This window comes from Bacillus cereus group sp. MYBK220-1 (assembly GCF_051916445.1).
Classification (GTDB): Bacteria; Bacillota; Bacilli; order Bacillales; family Bacillaceae_G; genus Bacillus_A; species Bacillus_A cereus.
Genome location: NZ_JBQAGQ010000003.1, coordinates 564,725 through 585,811 on the forward strand (window position 1 = coordinate 564,725; position 21,087 = coordinate 585,811).

Consider the following 21,087-nt stretch of genomic DNA (forward strand, 5'->3'; position numbering starts at 1 on the left):
CGTATAGATGGCTTCCTGTAAATATGAGAAACAGTTTCCAATTTGTCATATAAGGGAGAGGATAAAAATGGTGATACGAATTTCAGAGTTACAGATGAAGGATGTTATAAATATTTCAGATGGAAAAAGGATTGGGAATATTGGAGATATTGAAATTGATATGAACACAGGGCAAGTTTGTTCTGTTATTATTTCCAAACAGACACGTATGCTAGGTATTTTTGGAAAAGATGTTGAGATTGTAATTCCTTGGAAGGAAATTGTGAAAATTGGGGAGGATGTCATACTTGTAAGAGTAAATCCTGTTAATTCTGTAACAGAATCAATACAAACACCGACAATTTCATAAAGAATATTACAAATTCCTCTTTTTTTTCTGTTAGGATTATGAAAAAATAAAAGTATGGTAAAATAGACAGGAAGTACCATGCTTTTTTCTGTTATTTTAATTAAAAGGAGCCGCTTTATTATGAGAGAACCATTTAAATATGTGGACGGTATACTGTATTTACAAGCGTGGAAAGAACTTGGAAACATTACTGCTGGATTTACGACAAAAGATGGTGGGATAAGTACGGGCTCCTTTCATGCGATGAATTTAGGATTACATGTGAATGATATCGTGGAGAACGTTCATGAAAACAGACGCATTTTAGCAAATAAGTTACAAAAACCATTAGAAAACTGGATTTGCTCTGAACAAGTTCATGCTCATCATGTTGAAAAAGTAGGGCAACAGGAAAAGGGAAGTGGTGTCTATTCATATGAGGACGGCATTTCAAAAACAGATGGCATTTATACGAGTAATGAAGATGTTCTGTTAACGTCTTGTTACGCGGATTGTGTTCCGCTCTATTTTTATGCACCATCACATGGTATGATAGGACTTGCGCATGCTGGATGGAAAGGCACTGTACAAGAGATTGCAAAGGAAATGATTCAAAAGTGGAATGCAGAAGGTATTTCAAGTGATGAAATTCATGTTGCAATTGGGCCGTCGATCGGATCTTGTTGTTATGTTGTGGATGATCGTGTATTAACAGCAGCACAGGAAGTAGTTAGCGGTGCTGTTCCTCATCAAAAAATTTCTGACGGGCAGTACGCAATTAATTTAAAAGAAATTAATCGTATATTATGTGTACAAGCAGGCATAAAAGAAGAGCATATTGTAATGTCATCTCTTTGTACAAGCTGTGAAGAGCAACTATTTTTCTCTCATCGTCGTGATCAAGGTAAGACAGGAAGAATGTTGAGTTTCATAGGTTTTAAGGAGGAAGGAAGCAAGTGACAGTACAAGAAAATTTAGTAATTGTAGACGAAGCTATTAAAGAATCTTGCGCTCGAGCTGGACGTTCGTTGCAAGATATTAAACTTGTTGCAGTTACAAAAACTGTAGGGATTGAAAAAACAAACGAAGTAATTGAAGCTGGAATTATCGATTTAGGTGAAAATAGAAATGAAGGTTTCTTACAGAAATACGAGCATTTCGGTTCAAAAGTTAATTGGCACTTTATTGGCTCATTACAAACGAGAAAAGTAAAAGAAATCATTAATGAAATTGATTATTTACATTCGTTAGATCGTCTTTCGCTGGCGAAAGAAATTCAGAAACGTGCTGATAAGAAAGTGAAATGCTTTATTCAAGTGAAAACCTCATCTGAAGAATCGAAGCAAGGATTGGCAATAGAAGAGGTTGTTTCTTTTATTCAAAGTTTGCAAGAATTCGATAAAATTGAAGTGGTTGGACTAATGACGATGGCTCCATTTACAGAAGAAGAGGAAGAAATCAGACGCTGTTTTAAGGAATTACGTATGCTGCAAACAGAGGTGCAGGAGCTAGAGTTATTACATGCGCCATGTAAAGAATTATCAATGGGAATGTCCAATGATTACACAATTGCAATTGAAGAAGGGGCTACATATATTCGTTTGGGAACGATTTTAGTAGGGAAAGCGTAAAAGGAAGGAGAATCTTATTATGAGTTGGTCAAAAGTAAAATACTTCTTTTTTGATACACCGGAAGAAAAAGAAGCAGCTCAATATGGTTATGAAAAGGAGCAAACAGACATGAAAAAGCAGCAAGATCCACCAGAACAACAAGACGTTACGTTTCCGAAAGCGCAACCGAAGCAAAATGTTGTGAGTATTGAAACAGCAAAACAATCTTCAAAAGTTGTTTTATTAGAACCACGCACATATTCGGAAGCACAAGGGATTGCGGACCACTTAAAAGGTAGACGAGCTGTTGTAATTAATTTGCAGAGAATGTCTACTGATCAAGCGGTACGTATCGTTGACTTTTTAAGTGGTACTGTATACGCTATAGGCGGGGACATTCAAAAAATAGGGCCGAAAACATTTATGTGTACACCTGAAAATGTAGATATTGTTGGTGCGATTTCAGAGTTATTCGGTGAAGAAGAAGAAACAAATATAAAGAGGTGGTAATACGCCATGACAACAGTTTTTATAGTGTTAAGTTATGCTATCGAGATTTACTCGTGGGCACTTATTATTTACATTCTCCTATCATGGTTTCCTGGTGCAAAGGAATCAGCTTTTGGAGAGTTCCTGGCACGTATTTGTGAACCGTATTTAGAACCATTCCGCCGCTTTATTCCGCCGCTTGGAATGATTGATATTTCTCCAATCGTTGCGATCTTTGCGTTGAAACTTGCTAAAACTGGTTTGTTCAGTTTATTAAGCTATTTCTTATAGTAAGAAGGTAAATACATGAGCATCTACGAACATTTTAGGCCTGATGAGGAGGTCTTTGTGGATAAAGTGCTAGAGTGGAAGCGAGCGGCGGAATACCATCAAGTGAAGTTAACGGATTTTCTTGATCCTAGGCAACAACAAATTGTTTCTATGGTAATAGGACAAGGTGATGTTGCTGTGCAATTTGGTGGTGCAACGCCTAATGCAGAGCGTAAAAGAGCACTTATTTATCCAGACTATCTAGAATTAAATGAAGAAGAATTTCAAGTAGAAGTATTAGAAATTGACTATCCTTCCAAGTTTTATACGCTAGAACATAGGCAAATATTAGGTACATTTATGTCTCTTGGTTTAACAAGAGAAAAATGTGGTGATATTTTGCTGCAAGAAAATCGTGCCCAAATTGTAGTTGCGAAAGAAATTGTATCGTATATTGAGATGAACTTACAATCAATAGGGAAAGTAAAAGTCTCTTTAGCGTCAGTGCAAGGAGAACAAATTCTACAGATAGATGAAACGTGGGGAGAGAAATCTGGAACGGTTTCTTCACTTCGTTTAGATGTTATGTTAGCTGAAATGTTACATTTATCTAGACAGAAAGTACAACCTTTCATAAAAAATGGTTTAGTAAAAGTCAATTGGAAAACAGTGGAGCAAACTTCTTATGAATGCTATCCAGGAGATGTTTTTTCTGTTAGAGGATATGGCCGAAGTAAATTATTTTCTGTAGAAGGTAGAACAAAACGCGACAAATGGAGAATTTTGTATGGTATACTAAAATGATTGGTTTTTTAGAAGGAAATCCTCCTATTTTGTCGAAGAAAAGATATAATTGAAAGAGGAAATTTAGATAACTACTTGGAGGTGGCGTTGTGCCGTTAACACCATTAGATATTCATAACAAAGAATTTGGTCGCGGATTCCGTGGCTATGATGAAGATCAAGTAAATGAGTTTCTTGATCAAATTATCAAAGATTATGAATTGGTCATTCGTGAGAAAAAAGCTTTAGAAGAAAAAGTTGCGCAGTTAGAAGGGAAGTTAGATCATTTCTCTAATATTGAAGATACGTTAAACAAATCTATCGTCGTTGCACAAGAAGCAGCGGAAGAAGTAAAACGTAATGCGCAAAAAGAAGCGAAATTAATTGTGCGTGAAGCTGAAAAGAATGCTGATCGTATTATTAACGAAGCATTAGTAAAATCAAGAAAAGTTGCTTTTGATATTGAAGAGCTAAAGAAACAAGCGAAAGTATTCCGAACTCGTTTCCGTATGTTATTAGAAACACAGCTTGAGATGTTAAACAACGATGATTGGGATAAACTAATTGAATTAGAAGACGAAGTAGATGAACTGTTGAAAAAAGAAGAAACAGTGTAAGCTTGACGTTTTTCTCATTATTACATATAATTTTAAACAACATATTTATTAAGAAAAACGAAGATAGGGATAAGTACCTTTTCAAACCTTATATAGCGAACTGAGGATGGTGTAAGCTCAGGATAAGGAGATAGTGGGAATATCACCCTGGAGTTCCGCGCTGAACAAATAGAGTAAGCGTAGGCGTGTATTCGCGTTAAGAATATAAAGAGGATTCTATACACATGTATATGATCTACTAGGGTGGTACCGCGGGAGACTTTCTCGTCCCTTTTTGGGATGAGAAGGTCTCTTTTTTATTCCGTTTTTTAAGTGTTTCTTTTATACATGTAAGGAGGAATTGAGCATGGAGTACAAAAATACATTACTGATGCCAAAAACAGAGTTCCCAATGCGTGGGAATTTACCAAAACGTGAGCCTGCAATGCAAGAAAAATGGGCTGAAATGAATATTTACGAAAAAGTACAAGAACATACAAAAGGACGTCCTTTATTTGTATTGCATGATGGACCTCCATATGCGAATGGTGACATTCATATGGGACATGCATTAAATAAAGTATTAAAAGACTTTATTGTTCGTTATAAATCAATGACTGGTTTTAGTGCGCCATATGTTCCAGGATGGGATACGCACGGTTTACCAATTGAACAAGCTTTAACAAATAAAGGTGTAAAACGTAAAGAAATGACAGTTGCTGAGTTCCGTAAGTTATGTGCAGAGTATGCATATGAACAAGTAGAACGTCAACGTGAACAATTTAAGCGTCTAGGTGTACGTGCAGATTGGGATAATCCATATATTACTTTAGAGCCAGCTTATGAAGCACAACAAATTAAAGTGTTTGGTGACATGGCGAAAAAAGGTTATATCTATAAAGGTCAAAAACCAGTTTACTGGTCTCCAACGAGTGAATCTGCTTTAGCGGAAGCTGAAATTGAATATCAAGATAAAAAATCAGCATCTATTTACGTAGCATTCCCTGTAAAAGATGGAAAGAACGTATTAGAAGGTGATGAAAAGTACATCATTTGGACAACGACACCTTGGACATTACCTGCAAACTTAGGTATTTCTGTTCACCCAGAGCTTGAATATAGCATTGTAAAAGTAAACGATGAGAAATATATCATTGCTTCTGAGCTGTTTGAGACAGTTGCAAAAACGTTAGAGTGGGAAAATGCTGAAGTTGTGAAAACAGTAAAAGGTAGCGAACTTGAGTACACAGTTGCAAAACATCCATTCTACGATCGTGATTCATTAGTTATGCTAGGAGACCACGTAACAACAGATGCAGGTACAGGTTGTGTTCATACAGCACCAGGACACGGGGAAGATGACTTCGTTGTTGGTAAAAAGTATGGATTAGAAGTACTTTGCCCAGTCGATGATAAAGGTGTATTAACAAATGAGGCACCTGGATTTGAAGGCTTATTCTATGATAAAGCTAACAAACCAATTACAGAAAAATTAGAAGAAGTAGGCGCGTTACTGAAACTAACATTCATTACACATTCATACCCACATGATTGGAGAACGAAAAAACCAATTATTTTCCGTGCGACAGCACAGTGGTTTGCATCTATTGAAGCATTCCGTAAAGAATTAATAGAAGCTGTAGCAGAAACAAAATGGGTACCAGCATGGGGAGAAACTCGTCTTCATAATATGGTTCGTGACCGTGGTGACTGGTGTATTTCTCGTCAGCGTGCATGGGGTGTGCCAATTCCAGTATTCTATGCTGAGAATGGTGATCCAATTATTACGGATGAAACAATTAACCATGTAGCAGATTTATTCCGTGAACACGGTTCTAACGTATGGTTCGAGCGTGAAGCGAAAGATCTATTACCAGAAGGATTTACACATCCAGGTAGCCCAAATGGGGAATTCCGTAAAGAAACAGACATCATGGATGTATGGTTCGATTCAGGTTCTTCTCACCAAGCGGTATTAGAAGAGCGCGAAGATTTACAGCGTCCAGCTGATTTATATTTAGAAGGATCTGACCAGTATCGTGGTTGGTTTAACTCTTCATTATCAACAGCAGTTGCTGTAACAGGTAAAGCTCCATATAAAGGCGTACTAAGTCACGGTTTCGTACTAGATGGTGAAGGACGTAAGATGAGTAAGTCGATTGGAAACATCGTCGTACCGAAGAAAATTATGGATCAATTAGGCGGAGACATTTTACGCTTATGGGTATCTTCTGTTGACTATCAATCTGACGTACGTATTTCAGATGATATTTTAAAACAAGTAGCAGAAGTGTATCGTAAAATCCGTAACACATTCCGTTTCTTATTAGGAAACTTAGACGACTTTAAGCCAAGTGAAAATGCAGTAGCTGTAGCTGAACTTCGTGAAGTAGATCGTTACATGTTAGTGAAATTAAATGACTTAATTACAAAAGTTAAAGAAGCATATGAGACATACGACTTCGCTGCTGTGTATCATGCAATTCATAACTTCTGTACAATTGATTTAAGTTCATTCTATTTAGACTTTGCAAAAGACATTTTATATATTGAAGGTGCAAACCACGAAGATCGTCGTGCGATTCAAACTGTATTATATGATGTTCTTGTTGCGTTAACGAAACTTGTAACACCAATCTTACCGCATACAGCTGATGAAGTATGGCCATACATTCCAGGCGTAACAGAAGAAAGTGTACAATTAACTGATATGCCAGAAGCTGTACAATTAGATGACGCGGAAGCGTTAAAAACAAAATGGGATGCATTTATGACATTACGTGATGACGTGTTAAAAGCACTAGAAGTAGCTCGTAATGAAAAAGTAATCGGTAAGTCATTAAATGCAAGCATTACGCTATATCCAACTGCAGAAATGAAAGCTATGTTAGAGTCTATTAGCGAAGACTTAAAGCAATTATTCATCGTTTCTGAGTATAAACTTGGTGGTATGATGGATGAAGCGCCAGCAGATGCACCGAAGTATGAACATACAGCGGTTGTTGTTGCTCAAGCAACTGGTGAAACATGTGAACGTTGTTGGGTAGTTTCAGAAACAATTGGTAAAGATGCTGAACATGAAACATTATGTGAGCGTTGTGCAACAGTTGTTAAAGAAAACTATGTAAAATAATAAAAAAAGCTGACTGCTATTGATGCAGTCAGTTTTTTTGTTGATGGCATATCAAAATCACTTTCAGACTCTTTCCTGTGAAGGAAAAATGTGTGTGAGGTAAGCAAATAAATTTCGGACACACTAACTGTACATTACAGCTAGGAGGAATGTACACGTGAATGAAATTTACATGGAAATAAAAGAAGAATTGCAATTGATGAGAAAAGAGTTGCAAGAGAGACTAGCTAAAGAAGTAATGCACAAATATGATGTCGAGTTCAGCCAAGAGCTTGGATATGAAATTAAGGAAGAGATAAAGAAAAAATTGCTATTACATGATATAAAAGAGGATTTAAAGGATGTAGAACGCGCATTATTTAAAATGGAAATAGACATGTATGGTATTTGTGAAGATACGGGGAGATTAATTTCGACAAAGCAAATGAAGACAATGCCGACTGCCCGTACGATTCATGAATTCTTTTATGAAAAGGTAAATGTATGAATACGCACAACGATATTATATTACCTTTTTTTAATTTATTTTATTCTTCTATAAAGGTTCATTGTGAAAAGGTAGCAGCTATGCTAAAATTTTGAGGTACACTGTCTTTGTGGGGGAAATGAAAATGATATATTATGTAATAGCGTTATTCGTCATTGCTATCGATCAAATATCGAAGTGGTTAATTGTAAAGAACATGGAATTGGGTACGAGTATTCCGATTATCGACAATGTATTATACATAACATCACATCGAAATAGAGGCGCTGCTTGGGGTATTTTAGAAAATAAAATGTGGTTCTTCTACATTATTACAGTTGTTTTTGTAGTGTTTATTGTATTTTATATGAAAAAGTATGCGAAAACAGACAAGCTTCTAGGTATTTCGTTAGGCCTAATTTTGGGCGGGGCAATTGGTAACTTTATTGATCGTGTATTTAGACAAGAAGTAGTGGATTTCATTCACGTGTATATTTTCTCGTACAACTATCCAGTATTCAATATAGCTGATTCAGCATTATGTATTGGTGTTGTATTAATTATTATTCAAACATTATTAGAAGGCAAGAAAGCGAAGGAGTAATTGAATGAGTGAAGTAGTACAAGTAACAGTTGCAGCAGAGCAAAAAAACGAGCGAATTGATAAATTCGTTACAGGGATAAATAACGAATGGTCACGTACGCAAGTGCAGCAATGGATTAAAGATGAAGTTGTGACAGTAAACGGGAAAGCGGTAAAAGGGAATTATAAAGTAAAAGAAGAAGATGAAATTACAGTAACAATTCCTGAACCAGAAGAGTTAGATATTCAACCAGAGGATTTAAATTTAGAAATTTATTATGAAGATGCAGATGTGCTTGTTGTAAATAAGCCACGTGGTATGGTTGTACATCCAGCACCAGGGCATACAAGTGGTACACTTGTAAATGGCCTTATGCACCATTGTACAGACTTATCAGGCATTAACGGTGTAATGCGTCCAGGTATCGTGCATCGTATCGATAAAGATACATCTGGACTATTAATGGTTGCTAAAAATGATATGGCACATGAATCGCTTGTAAATCAGCTTGTAGCAAAAACAGTAACGAGACGTTACAAAGCGATTGTACACGGTGTGATTCCGCATGATAAGGGAACGATTGATGCTCCGATTGCTCGTGATAAGAAAGAGCGTCAAAGTATGACAGTTGATGAAAATGGTAAGAACGCTGTTACGCATTTCCAAGTGTTAGAACGCTTTAAAGACTTTACACTTGTAGAATGTCGCTTAGAAACGGGACGTACGCACCAAATTCGTGTTCATATGAAATATATTGGCTATCCACTTGCAGGAGATCCGAAGTATGGTCCGAAGAAAACGTTAAATATGAATGGACAAGCACTTCATGCGGGTATTTTAGGCTTTGATCATCCTCGTACTGGTGAATATATTCAGTTTGAGGCACCGATTCCAGAAGTGTTTGAAGACGCATTAAATATTTTACGAAAATAGTATTGACAAATCATAAGAAAACTGAGATACTGACAACAGTTAAATAATGATCCTTTAACACAGCCCCGTGAGGTTGAGAAGGTAACGGTTTGAAATACTTAGGGTATGTTGTACCCTTTTTTCAAAAGTCCTCTCGCACACGCTGAGAGGACTTTTTTTATACCATTACTCTCACGCAAGAAAAAAGCTTGGAGGTGTAGAGCATGCAAGAGAAAGCTGTCGTTTTAGATGACCAAATGATTCGCCGCGCTTTAACACGAATTAGTCATGAAATCGTGGAACGAAATAAAGGTGTCGATAATTGTGTTCTTGTCGGAATTAAAACTCGTGGAATTTTTATTGCACAACGTTTGGCAGAACGAATTGGTCAAATTGAAGGAAAAGAAATGGAAGTTGGAGAGTTAGACATTACGTTATATCGTGATGATTTAACACTACAATCGAAAAATAAAGAACCACTTGTAAAAGGTTCTGATATCCCTGTAGATATTACGAAGAAAAAAGTTATCCTTGTGGATGACGTATTATATACAGGAAGAACAGTTCGAGCAGCAATGGATGCTCTTATGGATTTAGGTAGACCATCTCAAATCCAATTGGCGGTTCTTGTTGATAGAGGTCATCGCGAATTACCAATTCGCGCTGATTATGTAGGGAAGAATATTCCAACATCAAGTGAAGAGCGTATCGAAGTTGATTTGCAAGAGACAGATCAACAAGATCGAGTAAGCATATACGATAAGTAAAGCCCTTTTAAATGTAGTCCTGTGAGGCTGCCAAAGGGTCTTGGCTTTCATATGTCAAATTTGGCATACGAAAGTGTAGGACTCTTTGTGCACAGGCACAAAGAGTTTTTTTATTGCAAAGATTTAAACTGAAGGAGGATGTAACAATGGAACAAAAGCCAGTGTTAGACGTTAATGAAGTACCGAAACCGGGAAAATGGTTATTTTTAAGTATACAACATTTGTTCGCGATGTTTGGATCAACAGTGCTTGTTCCGTTTTTAACAGGATTGAATCCATCAGTAGCATTAATATCAAGTGGATTAGGAACGTTAGCGTTTCTTCTTATAACGAAAGGTCAAGTACCTGCTTATCTAGGATCATCATTCGCCTTTATCGCACCGATTATAACAGCGAAAACGGCAGGTGGACCGGGAGCGGCAATGCTTGGTGGTTTGCTAGCAGGACTTGTGTACATCTTAATCTCACTCGGAATTAAGAAATCAGGATCAGAGTGGATTATGAAATTACTACCACCAATCGTAGTTGGTCCAGTAGTAATGGTAATCGGTCTAGCTTTAGCACATACAGCAGTTAACATGGCGATGAACGGTGCGGATGGCAAATATAGCTTTACACACTTTTCAGTAGCGTTAGTAACATTAGCAATTACAATTATATGCTCGATATTTGGAAGAGGATTTTTCAGTATCATACCAGTGTTACTTGGCATTATCGGCGGATATATCTTCGCTTACTTCCAAGGGCTAGTAGACTTAAAGCCGGTAGCTGAGGCAAAATGGTTTGTTGTACCAGATTTCACAGTACCATTTGTAACATACACACCAGAGTTTTCATGGAAGATTGTACTCTTGATGGTACCAGTTGCACTAGTAACAATATCAGAACATATCGGACATCAAATTGTTCTTGGAAATGTTATTAAAAGAGATTTAATTGAAAAACCAGGTTTACACCGTTCAATCTTCGGTGACGGAGTAGCAACATTAATCGCGTCACTAATCGGTGGGCCACCGAATACAACGTATGGTGAAAACATCGGTGTGCTAGCAATTACGAGAGCATACAGTGTATACTTATTCATCGGTTCAGCAGTATTCGCAATCATGTTCGGATTTATCGGTAAGATTTCTGCACTGATTCATTCGATCCCAACACCAGTTATGGGTGGTGTATCAATCTTACTATTCGGTGTAATCGCATCAAGCGGATTACGCATGATGGTAGATGATAAAACAGATTTAAGTGACAAACGAAACTTAATGATTGCATCAGTAATATTAGTAATCGGTATTGGTGGAGCGGTACTTCATGTAGGAGAATCATTCCAAGTAGAAGGAATGGCACTAGCAGCAATTGTAGGTGTACTGTTAAATCTACTACTACCGGAAACGAAACAAATAAAACAATCTAAGCAGATTGCTTCATAATAATAACCTTTTAATTCAGTCCTGTGAGACCGGAAAGGGTGGCTTCTTTCTTGCACCCTAGTCTCACACGATTAGGGTATTTTTATGCAAAGGTTGTTATAAAAATTCAAAAGTGGTAACATAAAAATCAGAAAGATGAGGGATGACGATGAGCCATTTGTTAACGATGAGTGAATTATCGGAAGTAGAAATTTCAGAAATCCTAAAAAATGCAGAAGATTTCGCGAATGGAAAAGAGAGCAAAACGACAGAGCAAACTTTTGTTGCGAACTTGTTCTTTGAGAATAGTACGAGAACGAGATTTAGCTTTGAAGTTGCTGAGAAGAGATTAGGACTGGATGTTTTAAACTTTTCAGCTGATGCATCTAGCGTACAAAAAGGAGAAACTCTATACGATACGATAAGAACACTAGAATCAATCGGAACAAAAGCAGTGGTCATCCGCCACGAGCAAGATCGCTACTTCGATGAACTAAAAGATCAGGTGAATATTCCAATCTTAAATGCTGGAGATGGATGCGGAAACCACCCAACACAGTGCCTACTGGACCTTCTTACAATTAAACAAGAGTTTGGAAGATTTGAAGGTTTGAAGATTGCAATAGTAGGAGATGTTCGTCATAGCCGAGTAGCACGTTCTAATGCAGAAGCATTAACGAAGCTTGGTGCAACAATTTACTTTGCAAGTCCAGAAGAGTGGCAAGATGAAGACAACACATTTGGAACATACAAACCATTAGATGAACTTGTTCCAGAAGTTGATGTAATGATGTTACTCCGTGTACAACATGAGCGTCATGATCATTATGAAACAGACATTATGAAAGAATATCATGAGAAACACGGATTAACAGTAGAAAGAGAAAAGCGTATGAAAGAAGGAAGCATTATTATGCATCCAGCTCCTGTAAACCGTGATGTTGAAATTGCAAGTGAACTTGTTGAGTGTGAGCGTTCACGTATATTTAAACAAATGGAAAATGGAGTTTACGTAAGAATGGCTGTACTAAAACGCGCCTTACCAAATGTATTAGGAGGAATGAAACATGAATTATTTGTTTAAAAATGGTCGTTATATGAATGAAGAAGGAAAAATCGTAGCAACGGATCTTCTCGTACAAGACGGTAAAATCGCTAAGGTAGCAGAAAATATTACGGCAGATAATGCTGAAGTAATCGATGTGAACGGAAAGTTAATCGCACCTGGATTAGTAGATGTACACGTACATCTTCGTGAACCAGGTGGTGAACATAAAGAAACAATTGAAACAGGTACACTAGCAGCGGCAAAAGGTGGATTCACTACAATTTGCGCAATGCCAAATACACGCCCGGTACCAGATTGCAGAGAACATATGGAAGACTTGCAAAAACGTATTGAAGAAAAAGCTCATGTTAACGTACTACCATACGGAGCAATTACAGTACGTCAAGCTGGTTCTGAAATGACAGATTTCGAAACATTAAAAGAACTTGGAGCATTTGCTTTCACAGATGACGGCGTAGGCGTACAAGATGCGAGCATGATGTTAGCGGCTATGAAACGTGCAGCAAAATTAGATATGGCAGTAGTTGCGCACTGTGAAGAGAATACGCTTATTAATAAAGGTTGTGTACATGAAGGGAAGTTTTCTGAGAAACACGGATTAAACGGTATCCCATCAGTATGTGAATCTGTACATATTGCAAGGGATATACTGCTTGCTGAAGCAGCAGATTGCCACTATCACGTATGTCATGTAAGTACGAAAGGTTCTGTACGTGTAATCCGTGATGCGAAACGCGCTGGAATTAAAGTAACAGCAGAAGTAACACCGCATCACCTAGTGTTATGTGAAGATGATATCCCATCAGCTGATCCTAACTTTAAAATGAACCCACCGCTTCGTGGAAAAGAAGACCATGCAGCATTAATTGAAGGTTTATTAGATGGAACGATCGATATGATCGCAACTGACCATGCACCGCATACAGCGGAAGAGAAAGCACAAGGAATTGAAAGAGCACCGTTTGGAATTACTGGTTTTGAAACAGCATTCCCGCTTCTATACACAAACCTTGTGAAAAAGGGAGTTATTACGCTAGAACAGTTAATTCAATTCTTAACAGAAAAGCCAGCTGATACATTCGGCTTAGAAGCAGGTCGCCTAAAAGAAGGTAGAGCAGCTGATATTACAATCATTGATTTAGAACAAGAAGAAGAGATTGACCCAACAACATTCTTATCAAAAGGAAAAAATACACCATTCGCAGGTTGGAAATGCCAAGGATGGCCGGTAATGACAATCGTTGGTGGTAAGATCGCATGGCAAAAGGAGAGTGCATTAGTATGAAAAGACAACTTATCTTAGAAGATGGAACAGTATTAATTGGAACAGGTTTCGGAGGCGAAATCGAAAAGTCAGGTGAGGTTGTATTTACAACAGGAATGACTGGATATCAAGAAACATTATCTGATCCATCATATTGCGGTCAAATCGTAACATTCACGTACCCATTAATCGGAAACTACGGCATTAACCGTGACGATTTTGAATCCATTCACCCATCTGTAAATGGTTTAATCGTAAACGAAATTTGTGATCACCCATCAAACTTCCGTAATGAAATTTCGTTAAATGATTACTTGAAAGAAAGAAATATCCCAGGATTAGCAGGGATTGATACGAGAAAATTAACGAGAAAAATTCGTCAATACGGTACATTACGTGGACGCCTTTGTAACATGGATGCAGATGTAGAGTACATTGTAAGCCAATTAAAAGCGACAGTATTTACAGATCATGTAAAACGCGTATCAACGAAAGATCCATACCCAAGCCCAGGTCGTGGTCACCGAGTTGTACTAGTAGACTTCGGCATGAAACATGGTATTTTACGAGAATTAAATAAGCGTGACTGTGATGTAATTGTAGTTCCTTACAACACAACAGCGGAAGAAATTTTACGCCTTAGCCCAGATGGAATTATGTTAAGTAATGGACCTGGAGATCCGAAAGATGTACCAGAAGCAATTGAAATGTTAAAAGACATTATCGGTAAAGTTCCTTTATTCGGAATTTGCCTAGGACATCAATTGTTCGCTCTAGCATCAGGTGCAAATACAAGTAAGTTGAAATTTGGTCACCGTGGTTTAAACCATCCAGTAAAAAATCTTGCAACTGGAAAAGTAGCAATTACATCTCAAAACCACGGATACGCAGTAGAAGAAGAATCAGTTGAAAATACAGATCTTGAAATTACACATGTTGCTTTAAACGATGGAACGGTAGAAGGTCTTCGTCATAAGAAGTTCCCGGCATTTACAGTACAATACCATCCAGAAGCTTCAGCGGGACCAGAAGATGCAAATGATTTATTCGAAGATTTCTTAACAATGATTGAAAACTTCAAGAAAGAAGGGGAAGAGTTATGCCAAAACGCCTAGACATTAACACAATTTTAGTAATCGGATCAGGACCAATTGTAATTGGGCAAGCAGCGGAGTTTGACTACTCTGGTACACAAGCTTGTCAATCTCTTAAAGAGGAAGGTTACAAAGTAATCCTTGTTAACTCTAACCCAGCAACAATTATGACGGATACTGCAACAGCTGATAAAGTATACATCGAGCCATTAACATTAGAATTCGTAAGCCGTATTATTCGTAAAGAACGTCCTGATGCAATCCTACCAACATTAGGTGGTCAAACAGGTTTAAACATGGCTGTTGAACTTGCAAAATCAGGCGTACTTGACGAGTGCGGAGTTGAAATTTTAGGAACAAAATTATCAGCAATCGAGCAAGCGGAAGATCGTGATTTATTCCGTACATTAATGCAAGATTTAAATGAACCAACACCACCAAGTGAAATTATTCATAACCTTGATGAAGCATATGGATTTGTAAACGAAATTGGTTACCCAGTAATCGTTCGACCAGCGTTCACATTAGGAGGAACGGGCGGCGGAATTTGTCATAACGAAGAAGAGCTAATTGAAATCGTAACAAGTGGTTTAAAACATAGCCCAGTAACACAATGTTTATTGGAGAAAAGTATTGCTGGCTGTAAAGAAATTGAATACGAAGTAATGCGTGATTCAAATGATAACGCAATTGTAGTGTGTAACATGGAAAACATCGATCCAGTTGGTGTTCATACAGGTGATTCAATCGTTGTAGCACCGAGCCAAACGCTAAGCGACCGTGAATACCAAATGTTACGTAACACGTCATTACGAATTATTCGTGCACTAGGAATTGAAGGTGGATGTAACGTTCAGCTTGCACTAGATCCATATAGCTTCCAATACTATGTAATCGAAGTAAATCCACGTGTAAGTCGTTCATCTGCACTAGCATCTAAAGCAACTGGATATCCAATTGCGAAATTAGCAGCAAAAATTGCAGTCGGCTTAACGTTAGATGAAATCGTAAACCCAGTAACACAAAAAACTTACGCTTGCTTCGAGCCAGCGTTAGACTATGTTGTTTCAAAAATTCCACGTTGGCCGTTTGATAAGTTTGAATCAGCGAACAGAACGCTTGGAACACAAATGAAAGCAACTGGTGAAGTTATGTCAATCGGACGTAACTTAGAAGAATCATTACTAAAAGCAGTTCGTTCTTTAGAGCTTGGCATTTATCACTTAGAATTAGACCACTTAAAAGAACTTGATAAAGAAACGATGAAAAAACGTATCATTAAAGCGGATGATGAACGACTGTTTATTGTAGCAGAAGCAATTCGCCAAGGTGTAACGAAAGAAGAAATCAATGAATGGTGTGAAATGGACTTCTTCTTCTTACAAAAAGTTGAAAACATCGTAAATATGGAACGTGAAGTAAAAGCGAATGTAGGAAATATGGAAGTACTACAAACTGCAAAAGAAATGGGCTTCAGCGATCACTACATTGCAGCAGCTTGGAACAAAACGGAGCGCGAAATTTACGATATGCGTAAAGAAAATAATATGATGCCAGTATTCAAAATGGTAGATACTTGTGCGGCAGAGTTTGAATCTGCAACGCCATATTACTACAGCACATATGCGGACGAAAATGAATCGATTGTAACAGATCGTAAGAGTGTAGTAGTTCTAGGATCTGGTCCGATCCGTATTGGTCAAGGTGTTGAGTTTGATTACGCAACAGTTCACTCAGTATGGGCAATTAAAGAAGCTGGATATGAAGCAATTATCATTAACAACAACCCAGAAACAGTTTCAACAGACTTCAGTATTTCTGACAAATTATACTTTGAACCATTAACGATTGAAGATGTAATGCATATTATCGATTTAGAAAAACCAGAAGGTGTTATCGTTCAGTTCGGTGGACAAACGGCAATTAACTTAGCAGCGAAACTAGAAGAACATGGTGTGAAAATTTTAGGAACATCACTTGAAGACTTAGACCGTGCAGAAGATCGTGATAAATTCGAAGCTGCTTTAACAAAACTTGGCATCCCGCAACCAGTTGGTAAAACAGCAACGACTGTAGAACAAGCGGTAGCAATCGCAGAAGAAATTGGTTACCCAGTATTAGTAAGACCATCTTACGTACTAGGTGGACGTGCGATGGAAATCGTATATCGCCAAGAAGAACTACTGCACTACATGAAAAATGCAGTTAAAGTTCATGCAGATCACCCAGTATTAATCGACCGTTACATGGTTGGTAAAGAAATTGAAGTAGATGCAATTTCCGATGGTGAGAATGTATTCATTCCAGGTATTATGGAACATATTGAACGCGCTGGAGTTCACTCTGGTGACTCAATTGGAGTATATCCACCACAAAGTTTATCTGAAAAACTAAAAGAACAAATCATTGAACATACAATTGCACTTGGAAAAGGATTAAACATTGTTGGATTACTAAATATCCAGTTTGTAGTATTCAAAGATCAAGTGTACGTAATTGAAGTAAATCCACGTGCAAGCCGTACAGTACCGTTCTTAAGTAAAATTACAGGCGTACCGATGGCGAATGTTGCAACGAAAGTTATTTTAGGGCAAGACCTAGTAGAGCAAGGATACGGAACTGGCTATCACCCAGAAGAGAAAGAAGTATATGTAAAAGCTCCGGTATTCTCATTCGCGAAACTACGCTCAGTTGATACAACATTAGGACCTGAAATGAAATCAACAGGGGAAGTAATGGGTAAAGACTTAACGCTTGAAAAAGCATTGTATAAAGGATTAGTTGCTTCTGGAATTAACATCCCAACGCACGGCTCAGTAATCATTACTGTAGCGGATAAAGATAAAGAAGAGGCGATGGAAATTGCAAAACGTTTCCACGAAATCGGCTATAACTTATTAGCAACAGCTGGAACAGCACAATCATTAGAAGAGCAAAATATCCCAGTACAAGTTGTAAACAAAATTGATTCTGAAGACTACAACTTACTAGATATTATCCGTCAAGGAAAAGCACAGTTTGTAATTAACACATTAACAAAAGGTAAACAACCAGCGCGTGATGGTTTCCGCATTCGCCGTGAATCAGTAGAAAATGGTGTGGCTTGCTTAACATCACTTGATACAACAAGAGCAATCTTACGAGTATTAGAATCTATGACATTCTCAGCTCATTCAATGAAAGAAATTACGCAAACAAAGCGTCACGAGGTGGTACATGCATGATGCAAAAGCAAAATATGATCGTCGTTAACCAAAAAGAAATCGCAAAAAATATTTACGAATTAGTGCTTCAAGGAACGTTAGTACAGCAAATGAACGAACCAGGGCAGTTTGTACACATTAAGGTAGCAGAGGGCATTGCGCCCCTTCTGCGCCGCCCAATTAGTATTTGTAATGTAGATCAAGAGAAGAACGAATTTACAATGCTATATCGTGCCGAAGGACAAGGGACAAAAACATTAGCAACTAGAAAACAAGGTGAAATGGTAGATGTACTAGGACCATTAGGACACGGTTTTCCTGTAGAAGAAGCAGAAGCTGGTCAAACAGCTTTACTAGTAGGTGGGGGAATTGGTGTACCACCACTTTATGAATTATCACAGCGCCTCGTTGCAAAAGGTGTACGTGTTATTCACATCTTAGGCTTTCAAACGAAAGATGTAGTTTTCTATGAAGAAAAATTTGCAGAACTTGGTGATACGTACGTTGCGACAGTAGACGGTACACACGGTACAAAAGGATTTGTCACAGATGTAATTGATAATTACGGAATTGACTTTGATATTCTTTATTCATGTGGTCCGCTAGCGATGCTTCGTGCATTAGAAGGACGTTACAAAGAGAAAAAAGCCTATATTTCATTAGAAGAACGTATGGGCTGTGGTATTGGAGCTTGTTTCGCATGTGTATGCCACTTACAAGAAGATCCAAGTGGACATTCTTACAAGAAGGTGTGTAGCGACGGACCAGTATTTCCAATCGGGGAGGTTGTACTATGAACAGATTGCAAGTTGAATTACCAGGATTATCATTAAAAAATCCAATTATACCGGCATCTGGATGCTTTGGGTTTGGTCGTGAATATGCACAGTTTTACGATTTAAGTGTACTAGGATCAATCATGATTAAAGCGACGACAGAACAACCACGTTATGGAAATCCAACGCCTCGTGTTGCTGAAACACCAGGCGGCATGCTAAATGCAATCGGACTTCAAAACCCGGGATTAGACAAAGTAATGAATTCGGAATTACCATGGTTAGAACAATTTGACCTTCCAATTATTGCAAACGTTGCAGGCTCACAAGCTGAGGATTACGTAGCGGTTGCGAAGGAAATTTCTAAAGCGCCTAATGTCCATGCACTAGAATTAAACATTTCTTGTCCGAACGTAAAAACAGGTGGTATCGCCTTTGGTACAAATCCTGAAATTGCTGCTGATTTAACGAAGCGAGTAAAAGAGGTTTCTGAAGTACCTGTATACGTGAAATTGTCACCGAACGTGGCAAACATAGTAGAAATTGCAAAAGCGATTGAAAATGCAGGTGCAGATGGTTTAACGATGATTAATACATTGCTTGGTATGCGTCTAGATTTAAAAACAGCTAAACCAATTTTAGCAAACCGTACAGGCGGATTATCAGGTCCTGCGATTAAGCCAGTAGCAATTCGCATGGTACATGAAGTAAGCCAAGCGGTTAACATTCCAATTATCGGAATGGGTGGTATTGAAACAGCTGAAGATGTAATTGAATTCTTCTATGCTGGCGCAAGCGCAGTTGCAGTAGGTACAGCGAACTTTATCGATCCGTTCGTATGTCCGACAATTATTGAAGAGTTACCAGCATTATTAGATGAATTAGGATTTGATCACATTTCGGAATGTCAAGGAAGGAGCTGGAAGCAAACATGTCACAGTCGTTAATCGTTGCACTAGATTTTCCAGGGAAACAAGAAGTAGAACAATTCTTACGCCACTTTGAAGGGGAAGAGTTATTTGTCAAAGTAGGTATGGAGTTATTTTACAAAGAAGGCCCTGCGATTATTACGTACTTAAAAGAAAAGGGACATAAGATCTTCTTAGATTTAAAACTTCATGATATTCCGAATACAGTAAAAAGCGCTATGCGTAGCCTAGCTAGTCTAGATGTTGATATGGTAAATGTTCATGCTGCTGGGGGAAGCAGCATGATGAAAGCTGCGATTGAGGGATTAGAGGAAGGTAAGCAAGAAGGAAAAGAGAGACCGATTTGTATTGCAGTTACACAACTAACAAGCACTTCGGAAGCTATGATGAAAAAAGAGATCGGCATTGAGAAAACGTTAGAAGAAGCGGTTGCTCATTATGCAAAATTAACGAAAGAAAGTGGACTTGATGGCGTTGTTTGTTCAACACTTGAAGTTCCAAAATTACGTGAAGTATGCGGAAATGAATTTGTAACAGTAACACCGGGGATTCGTCTTGCAAGCGATGATGTAAATGACCAAGTGCGCGTAGCAACACCGAAACGTGCGAGGGAACTTGGCTCAAGCTACATCGTAGTTGGACGTAGTATTACAAAAGCAGAAAATCCGCTTGAAGCGTATAAAACAGTAAAACAACAGTGGGAAGGTGTAACAGTATGAAAAAAGAAATCGCATCGCATTTATTAGAAATTGGAGCAGTATTTTTACAACCGAATGATCCATTCACTTGGTCTTCAGGTATGAAATCACCAATTTATTGTGATAACCGTTTAACTTTATCTTATCCAAAAGTACGTCAAGCGATTGCAGCTGGATTAGAAGAGTTAATTAAAGAGCACTTCCCAACTGTAGAAATTATTGCAGGAACAGCAACTGCTGGTATTGCGCACGCTGCATGGGTAAGCGATCGTATGGATTTACCAATGTGCTACGTACGTAGTAAAGCAAAAGGTCACGGTAAAGGGAACCAAATCGAAGGAAAAGCTGAAAAAGGTCAAAAAGTCGTAGTAGTAGAAGACTTAATTTCAACTGGCGGTAGTGCAATTACATGTGTAGAAGCACTTCGCGAAGCTGGATGTGAAGTATTAGGAATCGTATCAATCTTCACATACGAGCTTGAAGCAGGAGAAGAAAAACTAGAAGCAGCTAACGTAGTATCATACTCTTTAAGCGATTACAGTGCATTAACTGAAGTAGCAGCAGAAAAAGGTATGATTGGACAAGCTGAAACGAAAAAATTACAAGAGTGGCGTAAAAATCCAGCTAACGAAGCTTGGATCACAGCGTAACACGAAAAAAACGACTGCGGGGGAACGCGGTCGTTTTTTTATATCATTGTTAAAAA

At 38.0% G+C, this 21,087-nt stretch carries 21 protein-coding genes and 1 other annotated feature; all 21 genes read left to right on the plus strand.

What is annotated here, in order from left to right; translation table 11 throughout:
- Nucleotides 1-67: 67 nt before the first annotated feature.
- The 21 genes from ACTFRU_RS16730 to pyrE all read left to right on the plus strand — a co-directional run bounded on the left by ACTFRU_RS16730 (nt 68) and on the right by pyrE (nt 21,031).
- Nucleotides 68-349 carry a YlmC/YmxH family sporulation protein gene (locus ACTFRU_RS16730; RefSeq protein ID WP_000236750.1) on the plus strand — a complete coding sequence of 94 codons (282 nt, stop codon included), beginning with the start codon at nt 68-70 and terminating at the stop codon, nt 347-349.
- A 120-nt stretch (nt 350-469) separates the two neighbouring features.
- Nucleotides 470-1,288 carry a peptidoglycan editing factor PgeF gene (gene pgeF, locus ACTFRU_RS16735; RefSeq protein WP_001209008.1) on the plus strand — a complete coding sequence of 273 codons (819 nt, stop codon included), beginning with the start codon at nt 470-472 and terminating at the stop codon, nt 1,286-1,288.
- Nucleotides 1,285-1,959 (plus strand): YggS family pyridoxal phosphate-dependent enzyme, encoded by a 675-nt coding sequence (locus ACTFRU_RS16740; RefSeq protein WP_440037714.1) that lies wholly within the window; start codon nt 1,285-1,287, stop codon nt 1,957-1,959. The genes pgeF and ACTFRU_RS16740 overlap by 4 nt, the downstream gene beginning before the upstream one ends.
- Before the next feature lie 19 nt (nt 1,960-1,978).
- Entirely contained in the window at nt 1,979-2,449 is a 471-nt protein-coding gene (locus tag ACTFRU_RS16745) for a cell division protein SepF (protein WP_000119129.1), read from the plus strand.
- Between the two features lie 6 nt (nt 2,450-2,455).
- Nucleotides 2,456-2,719, plus strand: coding sequence for a YggT family protein (locus ACTFRU_RS16750; protein WP_000214232.1), 264 nt, complete (start codon nt 2,456-2,458; stop codon nt 2,717-2,719).
- A gap of 15 nt (nt 2,720-2,734) precedes the next feature.
- The gene (locus ACTFRU_RS16755) at nt 2,735-3,502 is read left to right on the plus strand and encodes an RNA-binding protein (RefSeq protein WP_002164454.1); all 768 of its coding nucleotides are present in this window, start codon (nt 2,735-2,737) and stop codon (nt 3,500-3,502) included.
- An 89-nt stretch (nt 3,503-3,591) separates the two neighbouring features.
- On the plus strand, nt 3,592-4,098 hold the full coding sequence (divIVA, locus tag ACTFRU_RS16760; protein WP_001131611.1) for a septum site-determining protein DivIVA: 507 nt from the start codon (nt 3,592-3,594) through the stop codon (nt 4,096-4,098).
- A gap of 51 nt (nt 4,099-4,149) precedes the next feature.
- Nucleotides 4,150-4,373 (plus strand) — a binding site (T-box leader).
- A gap of 71 nt (nt 4,374-4,444) precedes the next feature.
- Nucleotides 4,445-7,210: an isoleucine--tRNA ligase gene (gene ileS2 / locus ACTFRU_RS16765; protein ID WP_000455951.1), complete on the plus strand. Its 2,766-nt coding sequence runs from the start codon at nt 4,445-4,447 to the stop codon at nt 7,208-7,210.
- A 157-nt stretch (nt 7,211-7,367) separates the two neighbouring features.
- Nucleotides 7,368-7,697 (plus strand): molecular chaperone DnaK, encoded by a 330-nt coding sequence (locus ACTFRU_RS16770; protein WP_001002955.1) that lies wholly within the window; start codon nt 7,368-7,370, stop codon nt 7,695-7,697.
- 124 nt (nt 7,698-7,821) lie between these two features.
- Complete coding sequence (gene lspA, locus ACTFRU_RS16775) at nt 7,822-8,280, plus strand: lipoprotein signal peptidase LspA (protein ID WP_000642180.1); 459 nt, start codon at nt 7,822-7,824, stop codon at nt 8,278-8,280.
- A 4-nt stretch (nt 8,281-8,284) separates the two neighbouring features.
- Nucleotides 8,285-9,193 carry an RluA family pseudouridine synthase gene (locus ACTFRU_RS16780; protein WP_440037715.1) on the plus strand — a complete coding sequence of 303 codons (909 nt, stop codon included), beginning with the start codon at nt 8,285-8,287 and terminating at the stop codon, nt 9,191-9,193.
- A 203-nt stretch (nt 9,194-9,396) separates the two neighbouring features.
- Nucleotides 9,397-9,939, plus strand: coding sequence for a bifunctional pyrimidine operon transcriptional regulator/uracil phosphoribosyltransferase (gene pyrR, locus ACTFRU_RS16785; RefSeq protein ID WP_001156491.1), 543 nt, complete (start codon nt 9,397-9,399; stop codon nt 9,937-9,939).
- A 146-nt stretch (nt 9,940-10,085) separates the two neighbouring features.
- A complete protein-coding gene (gene uraA / locus ACTFRU_RS16790; protein ID WP_000435928.1) occupies nt 10,086-11,369 on the plus strand; it encodes a uracil permease in 1,284 nt (427 codons plus the stop codon).
- A 148-nt stretch (nt 11,370-11,517) separates the two neighbouring features.
- Nucleotides 11,518-12,432, plus strand: a complete 915-nt coding sequence (gene pyrB / locus ACTFRU_RS16795; protein WP_166694728.1) for an aspartate carbamoyltransferase — start codon at nt 11,518-11,520, stop codon at nt 12,430-12,432.
- Nucleotides 12,416-13,702, plus strand: coding sequence for a dihydroorotase (gene pyrC, locus ACTFRU_RS16800; protein WP_001108367.1), 1,287 nt, complete (start codon nt 12,416-12,418; stop codon nt 13,700-13,702). Before pyrB ends, pyrC begins: the two co-directional genes overlap by 17 nt.
- The gene (locus tag ACTFRU_RS16805) at nt 13,699-14,796 is read left to right on the plus strand and encodes a carbamoyl phosphate synthase small subunit (RefSeq protein ID WP_000828680.1); all 1,098 of its coding nucleotides are present in this window, start codon (nt 13,699-13,701) and stop codon (nt 14,794-14,796) included. Before pyrC ends, ACTFRU_RS16805 begins: the two co-directional genes overlap by 4 nt.
- Nucleotides 14,781-17,999: a carbamoyl-phosphate synthase large subunit gene (gene carB / locus ACTFRU_RS16810; protein WP_001126101.1), complete on the plus strand. Its 3,219-nt coding sequence runs from the start codon at nt 14,781-14,783 to the stop codon at nt 17,997-17,999. Before ACTFRU_RS16805 ends, carB begins: the two co-directional genes overlap by 16 nt.
- The gene (gene pyrK, locus ACTFRU_RS16815; protein WP_000983359.1) at nt 17,996-18,775 is read left to right on the plus strand and encodes a dihydroorotate oxidase B electron transfer subunit; all 780 of its coding nucleotides are present in this window, start codon (nt 17,996-17,998) and stop codon (nt 18,773-18,775) included. Before carB ends, pyrK begins: the two co-directional genes overlap by 4 nt.
- Nucleotides 18,772-19,701, plus strand: coding sequence for a dihydroorotate oxidase B catalytic subunit (gene pyrD / locus ACTFRU_RS16820; RefSeq protein WP_001081049.1), 930 nt, complete (start codon nt 18,772-18,774; stop codon nt 19,699-19,701). The genes pyrK and pyrD overlap by 4 nt, the downstream gene beginning before the upstream one ends.
- Nucleotides 19,686-20,402, plus strand: coding sequence for an orotidine-5'-phosphate decarboxylase (pyrF, locus tag ACTFRU_RS16825; protein ID WP_006928308.1), 717 nt, complete (start codon nt 19,686-19,688; stop codon nt 20,400-20,402). The genes pyrD and pyrF overlap by 16 nt, the downstream gene beginning before the upstream one ends.
- Nucleotides 20,399-21,031 (plus strand): orotate phosphoribosyltransferase, encoded by a 633-nt coding sequence (gene pyrE / locus ACTFRU_RS16830; RefSeq protein ID WP_440037716.1) that lies wholly within the window; start codon nt 20,399-20,401, stop codon nt 21,029-21,031. The genes pyrF and pyrE overlap by 4 nt, the downstream gene beginning before the upstream one ends.
- Nucleotides 21,032-21,087: the final 56 nt, after the last annotated feature.

Coding starts and splice junctions, on each gene's coding strand:
- pyrC (WP_001108367.1), top strand. CDS start 12,416: ATGAATTATTTGTTTAAAAATGGTCGTTATATGAATGAAGAAGGAAAA.
- pyrE (WP_440037716.1), top strand. CDS start 20,399: ATGAAAAAAGAAATCGCATCGCATTTATTAGAAATTGGAGCAGTATTT.
- pyrD (WP_001081049.1), top strand. CDS start 18,772: ATGAACAGATTGCAAGTTGAATTACCAGGATTATCATTAAAAAATCCA.
- ACTFRU_RS16730 (WP_000236750.1), top strand. CDS start 68: ATGGTGATACGAATTTCAGAGTTACAGATGAAGGATGTTATAAATATT.
- pyrR (WP_001156491.1), top strand. CDS start 9,397: ATGCAAGAGAAAGCTGTCGTTTTAGATGACCAAATGATTCGCCGCGCT.
- ACTFRU_RS16750 (WP_000214232.1), top strand. CDS start 2,456: ATGACAACAGTTTTTATAGTGTTAAGTTATGCTATCGAGATTTACTCG.
- carB (WP_001126101.1), top strand. CDS start 14,781: ATGCCAAAACGCCTAGACATTAACACAATTTTAGTAATCGGATCAGGA.
- pgeF (WP_001209008.1), top strand. CDS start 470: ATGAGAGAACCATTTAAATATGTGGACGGTATACTGTATTTACAAGCG.
- pyrB (WP_166694728.1), top strand. CDS start 11,518: ATGAGCCATTTGTTAACGATGAGTGAATTATCGGAAGTAGAAATTTCA.
- ACTFRU_RS16805 (WP_000828680.1), top strand. CDS start 13,699: ATGAAAAGACAACTTATCTTAGAAGATGGAACAGTATTAATTGGAACA.
- lspA (WP_000642180.1), top strand. CDS start 7,822: ATGATATATTATGTAATAGCGTTATTCGTCATTGCTATCGATCAAATA.
- ileS2 (WP_000455951.1), top strand. CDS start 4,445: ATGGAGTACAAAAATACATTACTGATGCCAAAAACAGAGTTCCCAATG.
- ACTFRU_RS16745 (WP_000119129.1), top strand. CDS start 1,979: ATGAGTTGGTCAAAAGTAAAATACTTCTTTTTTGATACACCGGAAGAA.
- ACTFRU_RS16755 (WP_002164454.1), top strand. CDS start 2,735: ATGAGCATCTACGAACATTTTAGGCCTGATGAGGAGGTCTTTGTGGAT.
- pyrK (WP_000983359.1), top strand. CDS start 17,996: ATGATGCAAAAGCAAAATATGATCGTCGTTAACCAAAAAGAAATCGCA.
- ACTFRU_RS16780 (WP_440037715.1), top strand. CDS start 8,285: ATGAGTGAAGTAGTACAAGTAACAGTTGCAGCAGAGCAAAAAAACGAG.
- uraA (WP_000435928.1), top strand. CDS start 10,086: ATGGAACAAAAGCCAGTGTTAGACGTTAATGAAGTACCGAAACCGGGA.
- pyrF (WP_006928308.1), top strand. CDS start 19,686: ATGTCACAGTCGTTAATCGTTGCACTAGATTTTCCAGGGAAACAAGAA.